Origin of the sequence: Actibacterium ureilyticum (assembly GCF_002285435.1) — a bacterium.
In the GTDB taxonomy this organism is placed as follows: domain Bacteria; phylum Pseudomonadota; class Alphaproteobacteria; order Rhodobacterales; family Rhodobacteraceae; genus Actibacterium_C; species Actibacterium_C ureilyticum.
Map to the genome: position 1 here is coordinate 60,304 of NZ_NSBT01000036.1, position 19,434 is coordinate 79,737.

Genomic DNA, 19,434 nt, shown 5'->3' on the forward strand with positions numbered 1-19,434 from the left:
TCATCTGAGCGACACCAATCACGGGTGACACGTGACCGGGAATGAGCAAGCTTAGTATGTTGACTCATGTCAATGCTAAGCATACTTACGATATGCGTACATACTAATTGCGTACGGGAGGAAACGCGATGACTTTCAAATCAGCCCTTTTGGGGACCCTGGCCAGCTGCGCCCTTTTCGCCGGATCGGCCAAGGCCGAGGATGTCACGCTGCTGATGCACCATTTCCTGTCGCCGGCCGCCAATGCGCACAAGCTGATGCTGCAAGGCTGGGCCGATGACGTGACCGAGGCCAGCGATGGCCGCATCAAGGTCGAAATCTTCCCCGCCATGTCGATGGGCGGCAAACCGGGCGAGCTGTACAGCCAGGTGCGCGACGGCACCGCCGATATCGTCTGGACGCTGCTGGGCTATACCCCCGGCGTCTTCCCCCGGACCGAGGTTTTCGAGCTGCCGACCGTGCATCGCGGCTCGGCCGCGGCCACGACCCAGGCGCTGAACGCATCGTTCGACCTGCTGGCTGACGATTTCAAGGACATCAAGGTCCTGTTCCTGCACACCCATGACGGCAACCTGATCCATTCGGCCACCAAGCCGGTCGAAACGCTTGATGACGTTGCGGGCATGAAGCTGCGCACGCCGGGCCGCACCGGCGCCTGGGTGATCGAGGGCATGGGCGCCGAACCCGTGGCCATGCCGGTGCCCGCCCTGCCCGAGGCGATGTCCAAAGGCGTCGTCGATGGCGCGCTGACCACATACGAGATCGTGCCCGCGCTGAAGCTGCAGGAGCTGGACAAATACGTGACCGAGCTGCCCGATGGCGACCGGTTCGGTACCGCCGTCTTCATGCTGGCGATGAACAAAGACACCTATGCCGGGCTTGATGACGAGCTGAAGGCGGTGATCGACGCCCATGCGCTGACCAATGTCTCGGCCGAGATCGGCCAGATGTGGGAAGGGTTCGAACAAAGCGGCCTGGACGCGCTGGCCGGCAAGGGGATCACCCCCACCGTTGTCAGTGCCGAGGAAGGCGCCAAGTTCGAGGCCATGAACCAGGCGGTCGTCGACCGCTGGATCGAGGATGTCACCGCACAGGGCATCGACGGCGCCGCGCTGGTCGACGCCGCCCGTGCAGCCGTGAACGCCGCGCAGTAAGCGCCATCGCCGGGGGGGGGGCGAATGTCCCCCGCATCCGAAACTTCTGCCTGAAAGGGCCCCGCATGACCCGCCTGCTGGAGCGGACCGCCGATCTTTTCGCGCTGATCGGTGGCGCCGTTGTCATCTTTATCGTGCTTGTCACGACGCTTAACGCCGGGGCGTTGATCCTGGACCGGATCGCCGGGCTGTTCGGCTCCGATGTCTCGGCCCTGCCCGGGTACGAGGAACTGGTGCGGCTGTCGATTTCCGTCGCGGCGCTGATGTTCTTTCCCTATTGCCAGATGAAACGCGGGCATGTGGCCGTTGACCTGTTCGTGGCGCGCCTGCCGCAGGTGATCAAGACCGCGCTGGAACGGGTCTGGCTGCTGCTGACCGCCGGGATCGCGCTGTTCCTGGCCTGGTGGATGGTGCACGGGCTGTTCGAAAAGCGCGACGACGGCGTGATCACCGGTGTGCTGGGCCTGCCGGAATGGCCGTTCTATGCCCCGGGTATTGCCGCGCTTATCCTGTGGGCCGCCATCGCCCTGACCCAGATCCCGGGGGCGCGCCATCATGCTTGATCCCGAAATCATCGGCCTGATCGGCCTGGCCGTTCTGTTCGGCCTGCTGGCGCTGCGGATGCCGGTTGGGCTGGCGATGATCTTTGTCGGCATCGGCGGCACCTGGGCGCTGAGCCTTGCGGTGTCTCATGTGCGCTTCGTGCCCTACCTGCGGCAATTCAAGTCGCTGCTGTGGGAAAACGTCGCCAGTTACGAGCTGTCGGTGCTGCCGCTGTTCATCCTGATGGGCTTCATCGCCAGCGAGGCACGGTTGAGCCAGGACCTGTTCAAGGGGCTCGAGGCGCTGTTGGCCAGGCGCCGGGGCGGTGTGGCCATGGCCGCCGTCACCGCCTGTGGCGGTTTCGGTGCCGTCTGCGGCTCCAGCCTGGCGACGGCGGCCACCATGGGGCGCGTCGCGCTGCCGGAACTGCTGCGGCTGGGCTATGCGCCGTCGCTTGCCTCGGGCGCGCTGGCGGCTGGCGGCACGCTGGGCATCCTGATCCCGCCCTCGGTCGCGCTGGTGATCTATGCGGTGATCGTCGAAGGCTCGATCCTGCAGATGTTCCAGGCCGCGCTGATCCCCGGGCTGATGGCGGTGGCAACATTTACCATCGTGATCGCGGTCATGGTCCGCGCGCGCCCCGATCTGGCGCCCGAACCCGGCCCGATGCCCGCCGATGAACGCCGCGCCGCGATCCGGCGGCTGGTGCCGGTGATCGTGATCTTCGGCGCGATCATCCTTGGCCTGGGGCTGGGCCTGTTCACCCCCACCCCCGCCGCCAGCATCGGTGTCTTCCTGATCATGGTCTACGGCTTTGCGCTGAAGTGGATCACCGGCGAGGGGTTGAGCTTTGCCGGGCTGATCGACGCGATCCGCCAGACCGCCGTGACCGCCGGCATGATCTATCTGATCCTGTTCGGGGCCGAGGTGCTGAAGGGCTTCTTCACCCGCTCGGGCCTGCCCGCGACCCTGTCGGACTGGGCCATGGCCAGCGGCTTCGATCCCTTCGTGGTGCTGATCATCATGCTGGCGATCTTCATGCTGCTGGGCTGTTTCATGGAAAGCCTGGCGATGATCCTGGTGGTGGTGCCGTTCTTCTGGCCGACCCTCGTGGCGCTGAACGGGGGCGACTATGTCACCGCCGAAACCGCCGCCTATGGCATGGACAACGAAAGCCTGAAGATCTGGTTCGGGATATTGGCCCTGATCGTGGTCGAACTGGGCCTGATCACCCCGCCCGTGGGGCTGAATGTCTTCATCATCTCGTCGCTCAACCGGGACATCGGCATGGGCACCGTATTCAAGGGCGTCACACCGTTTCTGGGCGCCGAACTCGTCCGTGTGGGCATCCTGTTGGCTTTGCCCGCACTTACACTGACCTTGCCGCGATTGCTTGGCGGCTGAGTATCAAAAGGTAGGGACATGACAACTGAACCCATCATAATCGCCGGTGGTGGCATCGGCGGACTGGCTGCGGCTTGCGGTCTGGCCAGGAAAGGACAGCGCAGCATCGTCGTCGAACAGGCGCCGAAACTGGGCGAGATCGGCGCGGGTATCCAGATCGGGCCGAACGCATTTCACTGTTTCGACTATCTGGGCGTCGGCGATCAGGCACGCGCCGTCGCGGTCTATATCGACAAGCTGCGGCTGATGGATGCCCAGACGGGCGAGGATATCACCGCGATCCCGCTGGACGAGCCCTTTCGCGAACGGTTCAAGAACCCCTATGCGGTGGTCCACCGGGCCGATCTGCATGGCGTTCTGCTGGATTACTGCCAGAAATCGGACCTGATCGACCTGCGCACCGATCACAAGGTCACCGGCTATGAACAGGATGGCAGCTCGGTCACCCTGCTGCTGGACGGGCGCGATCCGATCAAGGGCCGCGCGCTGATCGGGGCCGAGGGGCTGCGTTCGCCCATCCGGGCGCAGATGATCGGCGATGGCGAACCGCGGATTTCGGGCCACACCACCTATCGCTCGGTCATTCCGACCGAACAGATGCCCGAGGATTTGCGCTGGAACGCCGCGACGCTTTGGGCCGGGCCGAAATGCCACATCGTGCATTACCCGCTGAAGGGCTGGAAGGTGTTCAACCTGGTCGTCACCTATCACCGCGACGTGCAGGAGGCGATCGCCGGCAAGCCCGTCCCGGTCGAGGAGGTCGCACAAGGGTTCGAACATATCGCCCCCCGCGCGCGCCAGATCATCGAACATGGCGACAACTGGAAACTGTGGGTGCTGTGCGACCGCGAGCCGATTTCCAACTGGGTCGACGGGCGCGTGGCGCTTCTGGGCGATGCGGCGCATCCGATGCTGCAATATTTCGCCCAAGGCGCCTGCATGGCGATGGAGGATGCGGTCTGCCTGGCCCATATCTTCGAGAATTGCGACGACGTGGAACAGGGGCTTCAGGCCTATCAGTCGCAGCGCCGCGTGCGCACCGCGCGGGTGCAGATGAACAGCCGCCTGATCGGCGAATACATCTATCACCCCGATGACGCCAAGGCCGCCGTCCGAAATCACGTGATGCAGGGGATGACCCCTGACGATTGGTACAACCAGCTGTCCTGGCTTTACGGCAGCAATGGATTGGAGAACTGAAGATGAGCTATGTATTCCCCCCCGCCCCCCAGGCCTCGGTCGCCGTTGCCGGGTCCGAGGACCGCTTCCCGGTGCGCCGGATCTTCTGCGTCGGGCGCAACTATGCCGCCCACGCGCGCGAAATGGGCAAGGACCCGACCCGCGACGCGCCGTTCTTTTTCACCAAGCCCGCCGATGCGGTGGTGATGGATGGCGAAACCGTCGCCTATCCGCCCGAGACCGAGAACCTGCATTACGAGGCCGAACTGGTGCTGGCCATCGGCACCGGCGGCGCGAACATCGCCGAGGGTGACAGCCTGTCGCATATCTGGGGCTATGCCATCGGCAATGACCTGACCCGGCGCGACCTGCAACTGGACGCGCGCGAGAAAGGCCGCCCCTGGGACTGGGGCAAGGCGTTCGACCGGTCGGCGGTGATCGGGCCGGTGCATCCGGTGGCGCAGGTCGGCCATATCGACAAGGGCCAGATCAAGCTGACCGTCAACGGCGAAACCAAACAGGACAGCGATGTGATCAAGCTGATCTGGTCGGTGCCCGAGATCGTGTCGATCCTGTCGCATTCCATCACGCTGGCACCGGGCGACCTGATCATGACCGGCACGCCCGAAGGCGTGGGTCCGCTGGTGCCGGGCGATGTCTGCGTCGTGTCCATCGACGGTCTGGGCGCGGTCACCACCACCATCGGCGAACGCGCGTCATGACCCTGACGCTGCACAACTTCTTTCGCTCGTCGACCTCGACCCGGCTGCGGGCGGCGTTGAACCTCAAGGGGCTGTCTTATGACCAGGTCTCTTACGCGTTGCGCAAAAAGGAACATCAGGCGCCGGCCTATCTGGCCAAGAACCCCGCGGGGCTTGTCCCCGCGCTGGAACTGGATGACAGCACGGTTCTGACCCAGTCGCTGGCGATCATGGAGTGGCTGGAGGAAACCTACCCCGACCCGGCCTTGCTGCCGTCCGCTCCGCTGGCGCGGGCCCGGGTGCGGGCGCTGGCCTATATGATCGCGTGCGAGATCCACCCGCTGAACAACCTGCGGGTTCTGGGGCGGCTGGGCGAGCAATTCGGCGCCGATGAAGCGGCGCAGAAAGCCTGGTTCACCCATTGGGTCACCACCACGTTCGACGCGCTGGAAACCACGCTGGCGCGCGATGCCGCAACGGGCGATTTCTGCCACGGCGACACGCCCGGTTTCGCCGATTGCTGCCTGTACGCCCAGGTCTGGAACAACCGCCGCTTCGGCATCCCGCTGGACGGCTGGCCCACCATCGCGGCGATCTTCGACCGGCTGGACGCGCTGCCCGCCTTCCAGGACGCCGCCCCGCCAAACCAACCGGACGCCATCTGACACCGCATCGGAGGAAGACCAAATGATGAACGACATGGATCACGAAACGGTCGAACACGGCATGCAGCCCGAGGACACGCCCGCGCTGCGCGAGCTGTACAAGGGGTTCGAGGCCGCGAACCTGCTGCCGCTCTGGACCCAACTGGGCGATCTGATGCCCATGACGCCCGCGCCCAAGGCGGTGCCGCATGTCTGGAAATGGTCGACCCTGCTGCCGCTGGCCGAAAAATCGGGCGAGCTGGTGCCGGTGGGCCGGGGCGGCGAGCGCCGCGCCATCGGTCTGGCCAATCCCGGGCTGGGCGGCAATGCCTATGTCAGCCCGACGCTCTGGTGCGCGATCCAGTACCTGTGCCCGGGCGAAAACGCCCCCGAACACCGCCATTCACAGAACGCCTTCCGCTTCGTGGTCGAGGGCGAGGGCGTCTGGACTGTCGTCAATGGCGACCCGGTACGGATGAGCCGGGGCGATCTGTTGCTGACGCCGGGCTGGAATTTCCACGGCCACCACAATGTGGCGACCGAACCCATGGCCTGGATCGATGGGCTGGACATCCCGTTCAGCCAGCAGATGGATGTGGGCTTCTTCGAATTCGGCTCGGAACGGGTGACCGACAACGCCACGCCGAACTATTCCCAGGGTGAGCGGCTGTGGTGCCACCCGGGCCTGCGCCCGCTGTCACAGCTGAACGACACCGTCAGCTCGCCCATCGGTGCCTATCGCTGGGAATTCACCGACCGCGCCCTGACCGAACAGCTGCTGCTGGAGGATGAGGGCCAGCCCGCCACCGTCGAACAGGGCCATGCCGCGATCCGCTATGTTAACCCCACCACCGGCGGCGACGTGATGCCCACGATCCGCGCCGAATTCCACCGCCTGCGCGCGGGCGTCGAAACGCCCACACGGCGCGAGGTCGGCTCGACCGTCTTCCAGGTGTTCGAAGGCACGGGTGCTGTGGTGCTGGACGGCAAGACGACCAAGCTGGAAAAGGGCGACATGTTCGTCGTGCCAAGCTGGGTGCCATGGTCGCTACAGGCCGAAACGCAGTTCGACCTGTTCCGCTTCTCGGACGCGCCGATCATGGAACGGCTGCATTTCATGCGCACACAGGTCGAAAGCGCGGACCGATGATCACCATAGACGACGCAGCGCGCGCCGACCTGCGCGCGCGTCAGGGCGCGGGCGCGCGATATGACGCGCCGGGTGCCCCAGCGGCGCAACTGGCCTGGGCGCGGCGGGGCACGGCCTATTTCGCGCGGCTGCTGAATGACCTGTCGCCCGCCGATCTGGACAGGCCAAGCCGGATGCCCGGCTGGTCGCGGCGGCATCTGGTGGCGCATGTCGCCTATAACGGGCGGGCCTTCGCCAATATGGCGGGTGCTGTCCGTGCCGGGGACCCCGCCCCGCTTTACCCGTCGGTTGACATGCGCACGGCGGAAATCACCCGGGGGGCCACCCTGCCCGACCGCGCCTTGCGCCACCTGTTCCAACATGCCGAGGTGCATTTGAACGTCGAATGGCGCGACCTGACGGATGGTGACTGGCAAAAATCCGGCACCGGGCTGGACGGGGCGCCGCTGCCCATCGCTGACACCCCCCTGCTGCGCGCCCGTGAATTGTGGCTGCATGCGCTGGACCTGGATGCCGGGGCGCGGGCGCGCGACGTCCCCCGCGACCTGCTGGCGGCGCTGGCCGCTGATGCGGACACAACGCCCGATGCCTATCTGGCGACGCACGCCATGGGCCGCCGCCCGCTGGGCCAGCCCAGCCCGTCCGACATGCCCGAAGACTGGCCGTTCTGACCCCCTGAAAATAACAAACCCCCGGGCAGGGCCACGGGGGATCGTCATCGGCCGAAACGGCCGGTCATATGTCAGGGATGCTTAGAGCATACCCTCGCGCTGCGCTTTCTTGCGCGCCAGCTTGCGAGCCCGGCGAATCGCCTCGGCCTTTTCGCGTGCTTTTTTCTCAGACGGCTTCTCGAAGTGTTGACGGAGTTTCATCTCACGGAAAACACCCTCACGCTGAAGCTTTTTCTTCAGAGCACGAAGGGCCTGATCGACATTGTTGTCGCGAACGCTAACCTGCATGTGGTTTTCACCACCTTTCTAGTCTGGAGTTTCGGTCAATCGCAGGAAGTGGCCGTATAGCAAAGCGCGGCTAAGTTGTCTAGCATGCGCCCAAGCGAATGGAGCAGCCCATGACCGACCCGACTTCAGAGCCAAAATCCGCGCTGCTGGATGCGGCGCTGACCCATGTGCCCTTTGATGGCTGGACCGAGGCCAGCTTTCGCGCCGCCATCGACGATACCGGGCTGGCCCCGGATCTGGCGCGCAGCCTGTGCCCGCGCGGGGCGCTGGACCTGGCGATCGCCTATCACCAGCGCGGCGATCAGGCGATGGTGGACCGGCTGGCTGAAACCGACCTGTCGGCGCTGCGCTTTCGCGACCGGGTGGCCGCCGCTGTGCGGTACCGGCTGGAAGCGGTCGGCGACAAGGAGCTGGTGCGGCGCGGCGTCACTCTGTTCTCGTTGCCGCAAAACAGCGCCGAAGGCGCGCGCATGATCTGGGGCACCGCCGACCGGATCTGGACCGCCCTGGGCGACACGTCGCAGGACATCAACTGGTATTCGAAACGCGCGACCCTGTCGGGGGTCTATTCGTCGACGGTGCTGTACTGGCTGGGCGATGACAGCCCGGATCACGAACGCAGCTGGGCCTTTCTGGATCGCCGGATCGACAATGTGATGCAGTTCGAAAAGCTGAAATCCCAGGTGCGCGGCAACCCGCTGCTGAAGCCCTTCGTGGCCGGGGCGGATCGCGTGCTGTCCGGGATCCGTGCGCCGGGCGCCCGGCGTGACGACCTGCCCGGCCATTTCGCAGACCCCCAACAGGAGTAACCATGTCCCTGCCCACCACCATGCGCGCCGTCGAGATTTCGGAACCCGGCGGACCCGAGGTCCTGCGCCTGTGCGAACGGCCCGTGCCGACGCCCCAGGCGGGCGAGATTGTGATCCGCGTGGCCTATGCCGGGGTGAACCGGCCCGACGCGCTGCAACGCGCGGGGTCCTATGCCCCGCCCAAGGGCGCCAGCGACCTGCCCGGGCTGGAAGCCGCGGGAGAGGTCGTGGCGGCGGGCCCGGGCGCGGGCTGGTCGGTGGGCGATCAGGTCTGCGCGCTGCTGCCCGGCGGGGGCTATGCCGAATATGTGGCCACGCCCGGCGCCCATGCGCTGCCCATCCCCGATGGCATGGACCTGAAACAGGCTGCCTGCCTGCCGGAAACCTTCTTCACCGTCTGGTCCAACGTCTTCATGCGCGGCGGGTTGCAGGCGGGCGAGCGGTTTTTGGTCCATGGCGGCTCGTCCGGCATCGGCACCACGGCGATCCAGCTGGCCCATGCGTTCGGCGCGCGGGTCTTTGCCACCGCCGGTTCGGATGACAAATGCGCCGCCTGCACCCGGCTGGGGGCGGAACGGGCGATCAATTACCGCGACGAGGATTTCGTCGATATACTGCGCGCCGAGGGCGGCGCGAACCTGATCCTGGACATGGTGGGCGGCGATTACCTGCCGCGCAACGTCAAGGCGCTGGGCGATGACGGGCGGCTGGTGCAGATCGCCTTTCTGCAGGGGCCGAAGGTCGCGCTGAACTTCGCCCATGTGATGATGCGGCGGCTGACGATCACCGGATCGACCCTGCGCCCGCAATCCGACCAGGCCAAGGCCGCGATTACCGAGGCGCTGCGCGACCGCGTCTGGCCGCTGCTGTCGGCGGGACGGATTGCACCGGTGATGGATTCCGAATTCCCGCTGGAAAACGCGGCTGATGCCCATGCGCGCATGGAAAGCTCGGCCCATATCGGCAAGATCGTTCTGGCGGTCTGATCGCCACATGGAGCGAAACAATCCGGCATAACTCAGGTCACTGATTCCCCTGCAAAATCAATCTTGATGGGCGCGCTGTTTTTCGCTGGCGCCCGCCATGTTTTCGCCTTATTCCCCGTCGCAAGAGACACCGTTTACAAGTGGAAGTTTGAACGATGAAGATCTTGCAAAGCGCCGTGCTGGCCGTGGTTGCGGCATGTGTGACCGGGGCGGCTTCGGCAGCAACCGTGTTGCAGACCCAAGGCAAAACCGCCTTTGGCCACCCCAACTGGTCCAGCACCGTCAGCTATAGCCTGTCCGGCGAAACCATGAAGACCCGCGCGGGCCTGATCCGCCTGCAGGACACCGATGGCGCCGCGTTTCTGGCCTGGGCCATCGACCCGTTCCATGCCGTCAATACCAGCGACGACTACAAGGCCACCGATACGCTCAGCACGGCGGCCAAGGCCAATATCGACCGCCTGTACAGCAGCGCCTTTGCGTCGGTGTCGAACGCGACCGACGCAGCCGGGTTCCAGCTGGCCCTGTGGGAAATCGTGACCGACAGCGACACCGGTCTGGACCTGCAAAGCGGCGATTTCAGCATCCGTGGCAAAGCCGCCAAATACCAGAAGGCCGCGACCTATCTGGACGGTCTGGCCGACGCAGAAACCGGACGCTGGAACATCAGCTATTTCAGCGCCAACAGCAGCGGCGCGAACCTGGTCAGCGCCACACCGGTACCGGTGCCCGCAGCGCTGGGGATGCTGGGTCTGGCCCTGGCGGGGCTTTACGGCGCCAGCCGCCGCAAAAGCTAAACCCCTGCGGTAAATGTGAAAATCCGGGCGCGGCATATGGGCCGCCCCCGGGACGTTCAGCGGATATGCTGCAACAGCGCGTCCGGCATCCGGCAATCCCGCACGGTATCCGCGCCACAGATCCGCGGCTCCAGATCCTTGGTCAGGCACAGGCGGACCTCTTGTATCCGACCGGCCTTGCAGGTGACGGTCAGCATATCGGGCTCCAGCCCCGGATTTTCCTTCAAAAACGCCTCTTCCACCACCTTGGCGGGCAGCTTCACGGGCTTTGACAGCTTTCGGAACACATCGGGCCGCACGACCGCGTCAAAGGCCCGGCGCGCGGTGTCGTAATAGTCCTGCGCGCTCAGCCCGGTACAGCGCCCGTGCTTCTTCCACTGATACCAGGCCAGGCCGGAGCTGCCCATGATATCGGCCATCGCGCGGGTCTGTCCGCGTGACGGATCGCGCGCCGGGGTACGGCAGAAGCTGGGCCAGCCGTCCTCGTATTGCGGCCAAAGCCCGTGCAGCACCCAGCCGAAATCGGCATCGGCATCGCATTGCGGCGAGCCCCGGTCGTCACCTTCCAGCGCGCACCAGGTCGGCGACCAGCTGAGCGCCAGAAGGTAATAATCGAAATCGCCCGCACGCTCGCCCTCGGCCCGGGCCAGCCCGACACTCAGCAACAGAACAACAATCCAGCGCATTTCCTCTTTCCTCTGCTTCGCCGGGCGACTATATACCCTGCAATCCCTTCCTGAAATCGACATATCGGCCAGCTGGGCCAGCCGATTTCCCGGCACGGGGAAGATGTATTCGAAGGAGAAATCCAATGGCCAAACCGATCATGGCAAAGGCGACCGCCGTCTGGCTGGTGGACAACACGACGCTGAGCTTCAAGCAGATCGCCGATTTCTGCGAACTGCACGAGCTGGAGGTGCAGGGCATTGCCGATGGCGACGTCGCCGCCGGCGTGAAAGGCTTCGATCCGATTGCCAACAATCAGCTGACCCAGGACGAGATCGACAAGGCCGAGGCCGATCCCCTGCACAAGCTGAAGCTGAAATTCAACGCCGCCGCCGTGGGCGAGGAAAAGCGCCGTGGCCCGCGTTACACCCCGCTGTCCAAACGCCAGGACCGCCCGAATTCGATCCTGTGGCTGGTCAAGTTCCACCCCGAACTGACCGACGGCCAGATCGCCAAGCTGGTGGGCACCACCAAGCCGACGATCCAGTCGATCCGCGAGCGCACGCATTGGAACATCGCCAACATGCAGCCCATCGACCCCGTCGCCCTGGGCCTGTGCAAACAGTCCGAACTGGACGCCGCCGTGCAGAAGGCTGCCTCGAAAAAGGCGGCCGACGGCGTGGTGATGAGCGATGACGAACGCCGCAAGCTGGTCAGCACCGAACAATCGCTGACCATGGAAACCGAGCCGAAGATCCCGACCGCGATTTCGGGGCTTGAAACCTTCTCGCTCAGCGAGCCCGACGAGGACCCGCGCGACAAGGAAGAAGAGATCGACGCCGACAGCTTCTTCAACCTGCCCGGCGACAGCGGCGACGACGAAGACGAACAGCCCTGATCCAGAAAAACCCGGCCCCGCGCCGGGTTTTTTCTTGGCCTGCGGTCAATAGATCTTGGGCACGTACAGCTCATCCGGCAGCACCTGCCGTTCATAATCGGGGTTATAGACCCGTTCCGGCAGCACGACCTTTTCGCTTTCGATCTCGTGATAGGGGATCTTCGACAGGATGTGCTCGATGCAGTTCAGCCGCTCGCGCTTCTTGTCATTGCCCTCGACGATGTACCACGGCGCCTCGGGGATGTTGGTGCGTTTGAACATCGCCTCCTTGGCCTTGGTGTACTGTTCCCACCGAACGCGCGATTCCAGATCCATCGGCGATAGTTTCCACTGTTTCATCGGGTCGTGAATGCGCATCAGGAACCGCATCTGCTGTTCCTCGTCGGTGATCGAAAACCAGTATTTCAACAAGATGATGCCCGACCGCACCAGCATCCGTTCGAATTCCGGAACGTCCTGCATGAACTGTTCGACCTGATCCTCGGTCGCAAAGCCCATCACCCGTTCGACGCCCGCGCGGTTGTACCAGGACCGGTCGAACAACACGATTTCGCCCCCTGCGGGCAGGTGCGGCACGTAGCGCTGGAAATACCACTGGCTTTGTTCCCGCCGGTTCGGCGCGGGCAGCGCCACCACCCGCGCCACACGCGGGTTCAGCCGCTGGGTGATCCGCTTGATCACCCCCCCCTTGCCCGCGCTGTCGCGGCCTTCGAACAGGATACAGACCTTGGCGCCGGTTTCCTGCACCCAGTCCTGTACCTTGATCAGCTCGGCCTGCAGGCGCAGCAGGTTTCGGAAATAGACCCGCCGATCCAGCATGTCGGGATGTTTCTGGCGATAGATCTTGCGGATCTCCATCGACAGGACCGGATCGCTGATTTCCAGCTCGAAATCCTCGTCCAGCGTGTCCTGCAATTCGGCTTCGAGCCAGTCGAGTTTGTCGTCATCGTCAGACATGCAGGGTCCCTTTCGCCTTGATCCGGATGTGCTTAGCAGGCCGGGTTGAAGGATTTATGTCACCCGCCCCGCGCCTAGAGCGGGATCGCCGTGGTCTTGAACACCGTGCGCAGCGCAAAGGACGATTGCATCTGCGCCACCCCGGGCAGCCGCGCCAGAAAGCGGCGGTGGATGCGGGCGAAATCGTCGCCATCCTGCGCCACCACCTTCAACAGGTAATCCGACTTGCCCGCCATCAGGTGGCATTCCAGCACATCGGGGATCAGCGCGACCTGACGTTCGAACGCATCCAGAACCTCGTCCGCCTGCGCCGACAGGGTGATTTCCACGAAAACGGTCGTGGGGCGGCCCATCTTGCGCGGATCGACCAGCGCGACATAATCCCGGATATACCCTTCGGATTCCAGCCGGTGCACCCGCCGGTGACAGGCCGAGGCCGAAAGGTTCACCCGTTCTGAAAGCTCGGCGTTCGAGATGCGGCCGGTTTTCTGCAAGACCGTCAGGATTCGGCGGTCTGTCTCGTCAAGTTGCATGATCACACACGTTTCTTCGAAGTTGGCGCGGGATCGCGCAAGGTTCTTCCGCAACCTGCCCGAATATCCCCGCAGATTCAAAAGCAATTTCAGCCGGTTCTGTCAAAGCTGGGAAAAACAGGAAGGAAACACGCCATGATCATCGGCTGCCCCAAGGAAATCAAACCACAGGAATACCGCGTGGGCCTGACGCCCAATGCCGCGCCCGAGGCGGTGGCCCATGGCCATCAGGTGCTGGTCGAGGCCGGCGCCGGGCTGGGCGCGGGCTTCACGGATGCCGATTACGTTGCCGCCGGGGCGACGCTGGCCGACACCGCCGATGCGGTCTTTGCCGAAGCCGACATGATCGTGAAGGTCAAAGAGCCGCAGGCCGTGGAACTCAAGAAGCTGCGCGACGGGCAGCTTCTGTTCACCTATCTGCATCTGGCGCCCGATCCCGATCAGACCCGCGATCTGCTGGACAGCGGCTGCACCGCCATCGCCTATGAGACCGTGACCGATGCCCAAGGCGGCCTGCCCCTTCTGGCGCCCATGTCCGAGGTCGCGGGACGGCTAGCCCCGCAGGTCGGCGCCTGGACCTTGCAAAAGGCCAATGGCGGGCGCGGTGTCCTGATGGGCGGCGTGCCCGGCGTGGGCCCGGCCAAGGTGGTGGTGATCGGCGGCGGTGTCGTCGGCACCAATGCCGCGCGGGTCGCGGCGGGGATGGGTGCGGATGTGACCGTGCTGGACCGGTCGCTGCCGCGTCTGCGTTACCTGGACGACGTGTTCGGGCAGCAATTCCGCAACCGCTATTCCTCGGCCGGGGCGATGGCCGAGCTGCTGGCCGAGGCCGACATGGTCGTCGGCGCCGTGCTGATCCCGGGGGCCGAGGCGCCCAAGCTGGTCAGCCGCGCCGATCTGGCGCTGATGAAGCCCGGCGCGGCGATCGTCGATGTGGCCATCGACCAGGGCGGGTGTTTCGAAACCTCGCGCGCGACCACGCATCAGGACCCGATTTATGAGGTCGACGGCATCATGCATTACTGCGTGGCCAACATGCCGGGCGCCGTGGCCCGCACATCGACCATCGCGCTTGGCAATGCGACCATGCCGTTCCTGCTGGCGCTGGCGAACAAGGGATGGCAGCGCGCCTGTCAGGACGATCCGCATCTGTTGAACGGGCTGAACGTCAATGCCGGGCAATTGACCAACGCCGCCGTGGGTGCGGCGCTGGGTCTGGACGCGATCACCCCTCAAAGCGCTGTCGGCTCTGCCTGAGCGGCGCCCATGAACAGCGGCCGCAGCCCGCGCAGCCGGTCCACCGTGAAATCGACAAAGGCCCGGATGCGCGGCACATGCCGCAGGTCGGGATGGGTCAGCACCCAGACCGGCACATAGGGAAAATCCGGCAGGCCCGGCACCCGTTGCAGGGCCGGGTCGGTCTCGCCCAGGAAACAGGCCATGCGCGTGGCCCCGATCCCAGCGCGCGCCGCGCCGATGGCGGCCAGCATGTCATCGACCGACAGCCGCACATTCAGGTTGGGGCGGATCGCCTTGATCTCGGCCGGGGGTCCGGGCCAATGGGCGAACCGGATCCAGTCCAGCGGCGCGGCCCCACCGGGATCGCGCGCGATCAGCCCGGGCGTGGCATAGACGGCGGCGCGCTGTTCCAACACCCGCCGCCCGACCAGCGTCGGCGCCGGGCTGTTCGACAGGCGGATGGCCACGTCGGCCTCGCGCCGGGACAGGTTCAGGATGTCATTCGTGGCGGCGATCTTCAGGTCGATATCGGGATGCGCGGCGGTGAAATCGCGCAGCACCGGCGCCAGGATGCGTTCGATCATCAATTGCGGCACGGTCACGGTCAACGGCCCCTTCAGCCCTGCGTCGCGCGCCCCGATCCGGCGGTCCAGCTGCTGCTGGGCGCGCTCGACCTCTTCGGCGGTGCGCACCGCGTCCTGCCCGGCCTCGGTCGGGATGTACCCCGTCGCCAGCCGGTCGAACAGCCGCGCGCCCAACGCGGCTTCGGCGGCGGTGATGCGCCGCGCCACCGTGGCATGGTTCACGCCCAGCGCCCGGGCCGCGCCGCTGATCCCGCCCTGGCGCGCGGTCTCAAGGATAAATCTCAGATCGTTCCAATCCAGCATGTCCCGATTATTATTGCACAAGCAATGCGAGACAATGCGCAATTTTGATCGGGCGCCGTGCGTGCATAGTACGGGCATCCCAATCACGAAGGACAGATCATGACCGCCTATGCCATCGTTACCCTGACCGTCGACGACGCCGAGGGCTTCGCCGAATATCGCGCCAAAGCCGGCCCCGCCATGGCCAAGCACAAGGTCGAACCGGTGCAAGTGTCGAATGCCCCCACCCTGTTGGAGGGCACCGGCACCACGCCCCAGGTCGCCGTCCTGCTCAGCTTTCCCGACCGCGACGCGGCGCTGGCCTGGTACAACGACCCCGAAATCGCCGAGGTCCACGCCAAGCGACGCGACAGCACAAACTCGCAGATCGTGCTGTTCTAAGGTTTCATCGGACGGGCCGGACGGATGTTCCCCCATGACACGGGCCGACCCGGACAAAAGAAATGCCGCCAACCCGTCAGGTTGGCGGCACCCTTAGACGATTGGCTGATCCGTCGGCGCAAAGCGCCCCGATCAGGCCTTTTTCAGCAGATCGCGGATCTCGACCAGAAGCTCTTCCTGGCTCGGGCCCGCGGGTGCCTCTTCGGCGACTTCTTCCTGCTTCACGGCGGCGTCTTTGACCCGGTTCACCATCTTGACCAGGATAAAGACAACCCACGCGATGATCAGGAAGTTGATCAGCGCCATGATGAAGTTGCCATAGGCGAACACGGCGGCTTCTTCGCCCTCGCCCAGCTTGAAGCCCATCCCGGAAAAATCGATCCCGCCCATGAACAGGCTGATGATCGGGTTGATCAGATCGTCAACCAACGAGGTCACGATCGCGGTGAATGCGGCGCCGATAATGATACCGACAGCCATGTCCATCACATTGCCCTTGGCAATGAAGTCTTTGAATTCGTTCAGCATTTGCCCCTCATACTTTTGGATGCGCTCTGTTCAACTGCGCATATGTGCACATGGTTTAACACGTTTAGCATGTGGCGAAGATGTATATTTTCGTGAATTATTCCCCCCAAATCCGCCAACAGGAGCCTTCATGCCAACCCTCACCGACTTTTCGATCGCGTCCCGATGGGCGCCGCGCGACCCGCAGGCGATCCAGCTTTACTCCTTTCCGACCCCGAACGGCGTCAAGGCGTCGATCATGCTCGAGGAAACCGGCCTGCCCTATGACGCGCACAAGATCTCGATCCTGGACGACGACCAGTTCACGCCCGAGTTCCTGCAGATCAGCCCCAACAACAAGATCCCCGCGATCATCGACCCGGACGGCCCCGGCGGCCAGGCCATCCCGATTTTCGAAAGCGGTGCGATCCTGATCTACCTGGCCGAAAAGACGGGCCAGCTCCTGCCCGCTGATCCCGCGAAACGGATGGAAGTGCTGCAATGGCTGATGTTCCAGATGGGCAGCGTCGGCCCGATGTTCGGCCAGCTCGGCTTTTTCTATAAATTCGCCGGCGCCCAGATCGAGGACCCTCGACCGCGCGACCGCTATATCGCCGAGGCCAAGCGCATCCTGGGCGTCATCGACAAGCAGCTCGATGGCCGCGACTGGATCACCGGCGAATACAGCATCGCCGATATCGCGATCTGGCCGTGGATCCGCACCCTGCGCGATTTCTACGAGGCGGGCGCCGTCACCGATTTCGACAGTTTCGCCAATGTGGGCGCCGCGCTGGATCGGTTCCTGGACCGCCCTGCCGTACAACGCGGGCTCTTGCAGCCGCCGCGCGACTAAGGCCACTCATGGCGCGGGAAAACCTCCCGCGCCAGCCATCGTCGGACCGCGGCACTTGCCCCGCCGCATCACGCGGCGTCGGGCAACAGCCCTCGCCCCTTCAACAGCGCGGCCACCCCCGGCATCCGCCCCCGGAACGCGGTATACAACTCCTCTGCCTCGGCCGAACCGCCGGTGGACAGGATGTGACGTTCCAGCTTTGCCGCCATCTCGGGGTCGAATGCCCCGCCGGCCTCCTCGAACGCGGCGAAGGCGTCGGCATCCATCACTTCGGACCACATATAGCTGTAATAACCGCTGGAATAGCCGTCCCCGGCAAAGACATGGGCGAAATGCGGGGTGGCGTGGCGCATGGTGATCGCCTGCGGCATCCCGATCGCGGCCAGAACCTCGGCCTGTTTCGCCATCGGATCGGCAGGCGCGGTGCCCTGATGGAATTCCAGATCCACAATGGCCGAGGCCACGTATTCCACCGTCTGGAATCCCATGTCATAGGTCGCCGCCGCCAGCAATCGGTCCAGCATGTCGCGCGGCATCGGCGCGCCGGTCTCGGCATGGGTGGCGAATTCGGCCAGCACCTCGGGGACCTCCAGCCAATGCTCGTAAAGCTGGCTGGGCAGTTCGACGAAATCACGTGCCACGCTGGTGCCGGAAATCGAACCATAGGTCACATCGCTGAGCATCTGGTGCAGCGCATGGCCGAATTCGTGAAACAGTGTCCGCGCATCGTCATACGAGAGCAGCGCCGGTTCCCCGGCGGGCGGCTTGGCGAAGTTGCAGACATTGTGAACGACGGGCCGCACATCGCCGCCCAGCTTACGCTGCGACCGGCTGGCCGAACACCACGCGCCCGACCGTTTCGAGCCGCGCGCGAAGTAATCCCCGATGAACACCGCCACGTGTTGGCCATCGCGAGTGACTTCCCACGCGCGGGCATCCGGGTGGTAAAGCGGCGCGTCCAGCGGCGCGAATTGCAGGCCAAAGAGCCGCCCGGCACAGGTAAACGCCGCCTCGATCATCCGGTCGAGCTGCAGGTAGGGTTTCAGCTCGGCCTCGTCCAGGTCATGCTCGGCCTTGCGGCGCTTCTCGGAATAATAGCGCCAGTCCCACGGCTCAAGCTGGCCGTTGATCCCGTCCGCATGCATCATCTCTTCCAGAACCTGCGCATCAGCCTCGGCTGCGGATTTGGCCGGGCTCCAGACCTGCATCAGCAGATCGCGCACATTGGCCGGGGTGCCTGCCATCTCCGTCTCCAGCTTGTAACTGGCGAAATCCTTGTACCCCAGAAGCTGCGCCCGTTCTTCGCGCAGCGCCAGGATCTCGGCCGCGATGGCGCGGTTGTCGGTCGCACCGCCGTTCGCACCGCGCGCGACCCAGGCGTTGAACGCCTTTTCACGCAGATCACGGCGGGACGAGAATTGCAGGAACGGCACGATCAGCGACCGCGACAGCGTGACCACCGGACCGCCTGCCCCCTTTTCCGCCCCTGCCGCGCGCGCCGCATCGACGACGAACCCGGGCAGGCCCTCCAGATCGCCCTCGGCCAGTTCCATGAACCAGTCGCGCTCGTCGGCCAGCAGGTTCTGGGTGAATTCCGTGCCAAGCACGGCCAAGCGCGATTTCACCTGCGTCAGCCGGTCACGCGCATCGCCTTCCAGCTGCGCGCCCGACCGGACAAAGGACCGGCGCGTCAGCATCAGCACCCGTGCCTGTTCATCGGTCAGCCCCAACGTCTCGCGCGCCTGCCACAATGCCTCGATGCGCTGAAACAGCGCGGCGTTCAGGGTGATTTCCGAAGAATAGGCCGACAGTTTCGGCGCAAACTCCCGCTGCAACGCGTCGCGTGCGTCGTTGCTTTCGGTTCCGGCCAGCGAATAGAACACGCCTAGAACCCGGTCGAGCACCGTATCGGCCAGCTCCAGCGCCTCGATCGTGTTGGCGAAAGTGGGCGGCTCGGGATTGTCGGCAATCGCCGCAATCCGCGCCCGCGCCTGGTCCATCGCCGCATCGAACGCAGGCGCGAAATCGTCATCGGCAATCGCGGCATAGGGCGGCAATTCAAACGGCGTGTCCCAGTCGGACAGAAGCGGGTTGGTCATGGGCGATCTCCTTTGCGATCAAAGAGTATCTCGGTTTGAGCAGAGGTCCAGATGCCTCTTCTTCTTGGTACAAATACTCACTGGCGCA

General features: G+C 64.6%; 22 protein-coding genes. 15 read left to right on the forward strand and 7 right to left on the reverse strand.

The annotated features are described in order from the left end of the window. The first annotated feature begins 128 nt into the window (after positions 1 to 128). The 8 genes from CLM60_RS12575 to CLM60_RS12610 all read left to right on the forward strand — a co-directional run bounded on the left by CLM60_RS12575 (position 129) and on the right by CLM60_RS12610 (position 7,446). Positions 129 to 1,154, forward strand: coding sequence for a TRAP transporter substrate-binding protein (locus CLM60_RS12575; RefSeq protein ID WP_095589489.1), 1,026 nt, complete (start codon positions 129 to 131; stop codon positions 1,152 to 1,154). 65 nt (positions 1,155 to 1,219) lie between these two features. Then, on the forward strand, positions 1,220 to 1,717 hold the full coding sequence (locus CLM60_RS12580) for a TRAP transporter small permease (protein ID WP_095589490.1): 498 nt from the start codon (positions 1,220 to 1,222) through the stop codon (positions 1,715 to 1,717). After that, positions 1,710 to 3,101 carry a TRAP transporter large permease gene (locus CLM60_RS12585; RefSeq protein WP_095589491.1) on the forward strand — a complete coding sequence of 464 codons (1,392 nt, stop codon included), beginning with the start codon at positions 1,710 to 1,712 and terminating at the stop codon, positions 3,099 to 3,101. Before CLM60_RS12580 ends, CLM60_RS12585 begins: the two co-directional genes overlap by 8 nt. 18 nt (positions 3,102 to 3,119) lie before the next feature. After that, a complete protein-coding gene (locus CLM60_RS12590) occupies positions 3,120 to 4,301 on the forward strand; it encodes a 3-hydroxybenzoate 6-monooxygenase (RefSeq protein WP_095589492.1) in 1,182 nt (393 codons plus the stop codon). A gap of 2 nt (positions 4,302 to 4,303) precedes the next feature. After that, complete coding sequence (locus tag CLM60_RS12595) at positions 4,304 to 5,002, forward strand: fumarylacetoacetate hydrolase family protein (RefSeq protein WP_095589493.1); 699 nt, start codon at positions 4,304 to 4,306, stop codon at positions 5,000 to 5,002. Next, positions 4,999 to 5,646: a maleylacetoacetate isomerase gene (gene maiA / locus CLM60_RS12600; RefSeq protein ID WP_095589494.1), complete on the forward strand. Its 648-nt coding sequence runs from the start codon at positions 4,999 to 5,001 to the stop codon at positions 5,644 to 5,646. The genes CLM60_RS12595 and maiA overlap by 4 nt, the downstream gene beginning before the upstream one ends. A 22-nt stretch (positions 5,647 to 5,668) precedes the next feature. Then, positions 5,669 to 6,775, forward strand: coding sequence for a cupin domain-containing protein (locus CLM60_RS12605; protein WP_095589495.1), 1,107 nt, complete (start codon positions 5,669 to 5,671; stop codon positions 6,773 to 6,775). Next, positions 6,772 to 7,446 carry a maleylpyruvate isomerase N-terminal domain-containing protein gene (locus tag CLM60_RS12610; RefSeq protein ID WP_217983292.1) on the forward strand — a complete coding sequence of 225 codons (675 nt, stop codon included), beginning with the start codon at positions 6,772 to 6,774 and terminating at the stop codon, positions 7,444 to 7,446. The genes CLM60_RS12605 and CLM60_RS12610 overlap by 4 nt, the downstream gene beginning before the upstream one ends. Before the next feature lie 81 nt (positions 7,447 to 7,527). Here the strand turns inward: CLM60_RS12610 and rpsU are convergent, their stop codons facing one another. After that, positions 7,528 to 7,734: a 30S ribosomal protein S21 gene (rpsU, locus tag CLM60_RS12615; protein WP_036556662.1), complete on the reverse strand. Its 207-nt coding sequence runs from the start codon at positions 7,732 to 7,734 to the stop codon at positions 7,528 to 7,530. 110 nt (positions 7,735 to 7,844) lie between these two features. Between rpsU and CLM60_RS12620 the strand changes: the two genes are divergently transcribed. The 3 genes from CLM60_RS12620 (at position 7,845) to CLM60_RS12630 (ending at position 10,326) form a co-directional block, all read left to right on the forward strand. Further along, a complete protein-coding gene (locus tag CLM60_RS12620; protein WP_095589546.1) occupies positions 7,845 to 8,543 on the forward strand; it encodes a COQ9 family protein in 699 nt (232 codons plus the stop codon). 8 nt (positions 8,544 to 8,551) lie between these two features. After that, the gene (locus tag CLM60_RS12625) at positions 8,552 to 9,529 is read left to right on the forward strand and encodes an NAD(P)H-quinone oxidoreductase (protein ID WP_095589547.1); all 978 of its coding nucleotides are present in this window, start codon (positions 8,552 to 8,554) and stop codon (positions 9,527 to 9,529) included. Between the two features lie 155 nt (positions 9,530 to 9,684). Beyond that, positions 9,685 to 10,326: a PEP-CTERM sorting domain-containing protein gene (locus CLM60_RS12630; RefSeq protein WP_095589496.1), complete on the forward strand. Its 642-nt coding sequence runs from the start codon at positions 9,685 to 9,687 to the stop codon at positions 10,324 to 10,326. Between the two features lie 56 nt (positions 10,327 to 10,382). Here the strand turns inward: CLM60_RS12630 and CLM60_RS12635 are convergent, their stop codons facing one another. After that, positions 10,383 to 11,012 (reverse strand): ribonuclease T2 family protein, encoded by a 630-nt coding sequence (locus CLM60_RS12635; RefSeq protein ID WP_095589497.1) that lies wholly within the window; start codon positions 11,010 to 11,012, stop codon positions 10,383 to 10,385. A 125-nt stretch (positions 11,013 to 11,137) separates the two neighbouring features. Here CLM60_RS12635 and CLM60_RS12640 point away from each other — a divergent pair, with 125 nt between their 5' ends. Continuing rightward, on the forward strand, positions 11,138 to 11,890 hold the full coding sequence (locus CLM60_RS12640) for a DUF1013 domain-containing protein (RefSeq protein WP_095589498.1): 753 nt from the start codon (positions 11,138 to 11,140) through the stop codon (positions 11,888 to 11,890). Positions 11,891 to 11,935: 45 nt separating this feature from the next. Here the strand turns inward: CLM60_RS12640 and ppk2 are convergent, their stop codons facing one another. Then, complete coding sequence (gene ppk2, locus CLM60_RS12645; protein WP_095589499.1) at positions 11,936 to 12,847, reverse strand: polyphosphate kinase 2; 912 nt, start codon at positions 12,845 to 12,847, stop codon at positions 11,936 to 11,938. A 74-nt stretch (positions 12,848 to 12,921) separates the two neighbouring features. Beyond that, positions 12,922 to 13,380, reverse strand: coding sequence for an Lrp/AsnC family transcriptional regulator (locus CLM60_RS12650; RefSeq protein ID WP_095589548.1), 459 nt, complete (start codon positions 13,378 to 13,380; stop codon positions 12,922 to 12,924). Positions 13,381 to 13,515: 135 nt separating this feature from the next. Between CLM60_RS12650 and ald the strand changes: the two genes are divergently transcribed. Beyond that, positions 13,516 to 14,637: an alanine dehydrogenase gene (gene ald / locus CLM60_RS12655; protein WP_095589500.1), complete on the forward strand. Its 1,122-nt coding sequence runs from the start codon at positions 13,516 to 13,518 to the stop codon at positions 14,635 to 14,637. On the opposite strand, the gene CLM60_RS12660 is transcribed toward ald, so the two are convergent. Then, the gene (locus CLM60_RS12660; RefSeq protein ID WP_176473868.1) at positions 14,613 to 15,506 is read right to left on the reverse strand and encodes a LysR family transcriptional regulator; all 894 of its coding nucleotides are present in this window, start codon (positions 15,504 to 15,506) and stop codon (positions 14,613 to 14,615) included. The two genes, ald and CLM60_RS12660, sit on opposite strands and share 25 nt — an antisense overlap. Positions 15,507 to 15,605: 99 nt before the next feature. On the opposite strand from CLM60_RS12660, the gene CLM60_RS12665 reads away from it, so the two are divergent. Further along, complete coding sequence (locus tag CLM60_RS12665) at positions 15,606 to 15,887, forward strand: DUF1330 domain-containing protein (RefSeq protein WP_095589502.1); 282 nt, start codon at positions 15,606 to 15,608, stop codon at positions 15,885 to 15,887. A gap of 132 nt (positions 15,888 to 16,019) precedes the next feature. On the opposite strand, the gene mscL is transcribed toward CLM60_RS12665, so the two are convergent. Continuing rightward, positions 16,020 to 16,415 carry a large-conductance mechanosensitive channel protein MscL gene (mscL, locus tag CLM60_RS12670; RefSeq protein ID WP_095589503.1) on the reverse strand — a complete coding sequence of 132 codons (396 nt, stop codon included), beginning with the start codon at positions 16,413 to 16,415 and terminating at the stop codon, positions 16,020 to 16,022. Between the two features lie 130 nt (positions 16,416 to 16,545). On the opposite strand from mscL, the gene CLM60_RS12675 reads away from it, so the two are divergent. Beyond that, a complete protein-coding gene (locus tag CLM60_RS12675) occupies positions 16,546 to 17,247 on the forward strand; it encodes a glutathione S-transferase N-terminal domain-containing protein (protein ID WP_095589504.1) in 702 nt (233 codons plus the stop codon). Positions 17,248 to 17,315: 68 nt separating this feature from the next. Here the strand turns inward: CLM60_RS12675 and CLM60_RS12680 are convergent, their stop codons facing one another. Continuing rightward, complete coding sequence (locus tag CLM60_RS12680) at positions 17,316 to 19,346, reverse strand: M3 family metallopeptidase (RefSeq protein ID WP_095589505.1); 2,031 nt, start codon at positions 19,344 to 19,346, stop codon at positions 17,316 to 17,318. Positions 19,347 to 19,434: the final 88 nt, after the last annotated feature.

What these genes read in the sequence shown, in the direction of transcription:
- CLM60_RS12605 (WP_095589495.1), top strand. Translation starts at nt 5,669, where the DNA reads ATGATGAACGACATGGATCACGAAACGGTCGAACACGGCATGCAGCCC.
- CLM60_RS12640 (WP_095589498.1), top strand. Translation starts at nt 11,138, where the DNA reads ATGGCCAAACCGATCATGGCAAAGGCGACCGCCGTCTGGCTGGTGGAC.
- maiA (WP_095589494.1), top strand. Translation starts at nt 4,999, where the DNA reads ATGACCCTGACGCTGCACAACTTCTTTCGCTCGTCGACCTCGACCCGG.
- CLM60_RS12575 (WP_095589489.1), top strand. Translation starts at nt 129, where the DNA reads ATGACTTTCAAATCAGCCCTTTTGGGGACCCTGGCCAGCTGCGCCCTT.
- CLM60_RS12635 (WP_095589497.1), bottom strand. Translation starts at nt 11,012, where the DNA reads ATGCGCTGGATTGTTGTTCTGTTGCTGAGTGTCGGGCTGGCCCGGGCC.
- CLM60_RS12660 (WP_176473868.1), bottom strand. Translation starts at nt 15,506, where the DNA reads ATGCTGGATTGGAACGATCTGAGATTTATCCTTGAGACCGCGCGCCAG.
- CLM60_RS12580 (WP_095589490.1), top strand. Translation starts at nt 1,220, where the DNA reads ATGACCCGCCTGCTGGAGCGGACCGCCGATCTTTTCGCGCTGATCGGT.
- CLM60_RS12585 (WP_095589491.1), top strand. Translation starts at nt 1,710, where the DNA reads ATGCTTGATCCCGAAATCATCGGCCTGATCGGCCTGGCCGTTCTGTTC.
- CLM60_RS12610 (WP_217983292.1), top strand. Translation starts at nt 6,772, where the DNA reads ATGATCACCATAGACGACGCAGCGCGCGCCGACCTGCGCGCGCGTCAG.
- ppk2 (WP_095589499.1), bottom strand. Translation starts at nt 12,847, where the DNA reads ATGTCTGACGATGACGACAAACTCGACTGGCTCGAAGCCGAATTGCAG.
- CLM60_RS12680 (WP_095589505.1), bottom strand. Translation starts at nt 19,346, where the DNA reads ATGACCAACCCGCTTCTGTCCGACTGGGACACGCCGTTTGAATTGCCG.
- rpsU (WP_036556662.1), bottom strand. Translation starts at nt 7,734, where the DNA reads ATGCAGGTTAGCGTTCGCGACAACAATGTCGATCAGGCCCTTCGTGCT.
- CLM60_RS12595 (WP_095589493.1), top strand. Translation starts at nt 4,304, where the DNA reads ATGAGCTATGTATTCCCCCCCGCCCCCCAGGCCTCGGTCGCCGTTGCC.
- CLM60_RS12590 (WP_095589492.1), top strand. Translation starts at nt 3,120, where the DNA reads ATGACAACTGAACCCATCATAATCGCCGGTGGTGGCATCGGCGGACTG.
- CLM60_RS12630 (WP_095589496.1), top strand. Translation starts at nt 9,685, where the DNA reads ATGAAGATCTTGCAAAGCGCCGTGCTGGCCGTGGTTGCGGCATGTGTG.
- CLM60_RS12620 (WP_095589546.1), top strand. Translation starts at nt 7,845, where the DNA reads ATGACCGACCCGACTTCAGAGCCAAAATCCGCGCTGCTGGATGCGGCG.
- ald (WP_095589500.1), top strand. Translation starts at nt 13,516, where the DNA reads ATGATCATCGGCTGCCCCAAGGAAATCAAACCACAGGAATACCGCGTG.
- mscL (WP_095589503.1), bottom strand. Translation starts at nt 16,415, where the DNA reads ATGCTGAACGAATTCAAAGACTTCATTGCCAAGGGCAATGTGATGGAC.
- CLM60_RS12650 (WP_095589548.1), bottom strand. Translation starts at nt 13,380, where the DNA reads ATGCAACTTGACGAGACAGACCGCCGAATCCTGACGGTCTTGCAGAAA.
- CLM60_RS12665 (WP_095589502.1), top strand. Translation starts at nt 15,606, where the DNA reads ATGACCGCCTATGCCATCGTTACCCTGACCGTCGACGACGCCGAGGGC.
- CLM60_RS12675 (WP_095589504.1), top strand. Translation starts at nt 16,546, where the DNA reads ATGCCAACCCTCACCGACTTTTCGATCGCGTCCCGATGGGCGCCGCGC.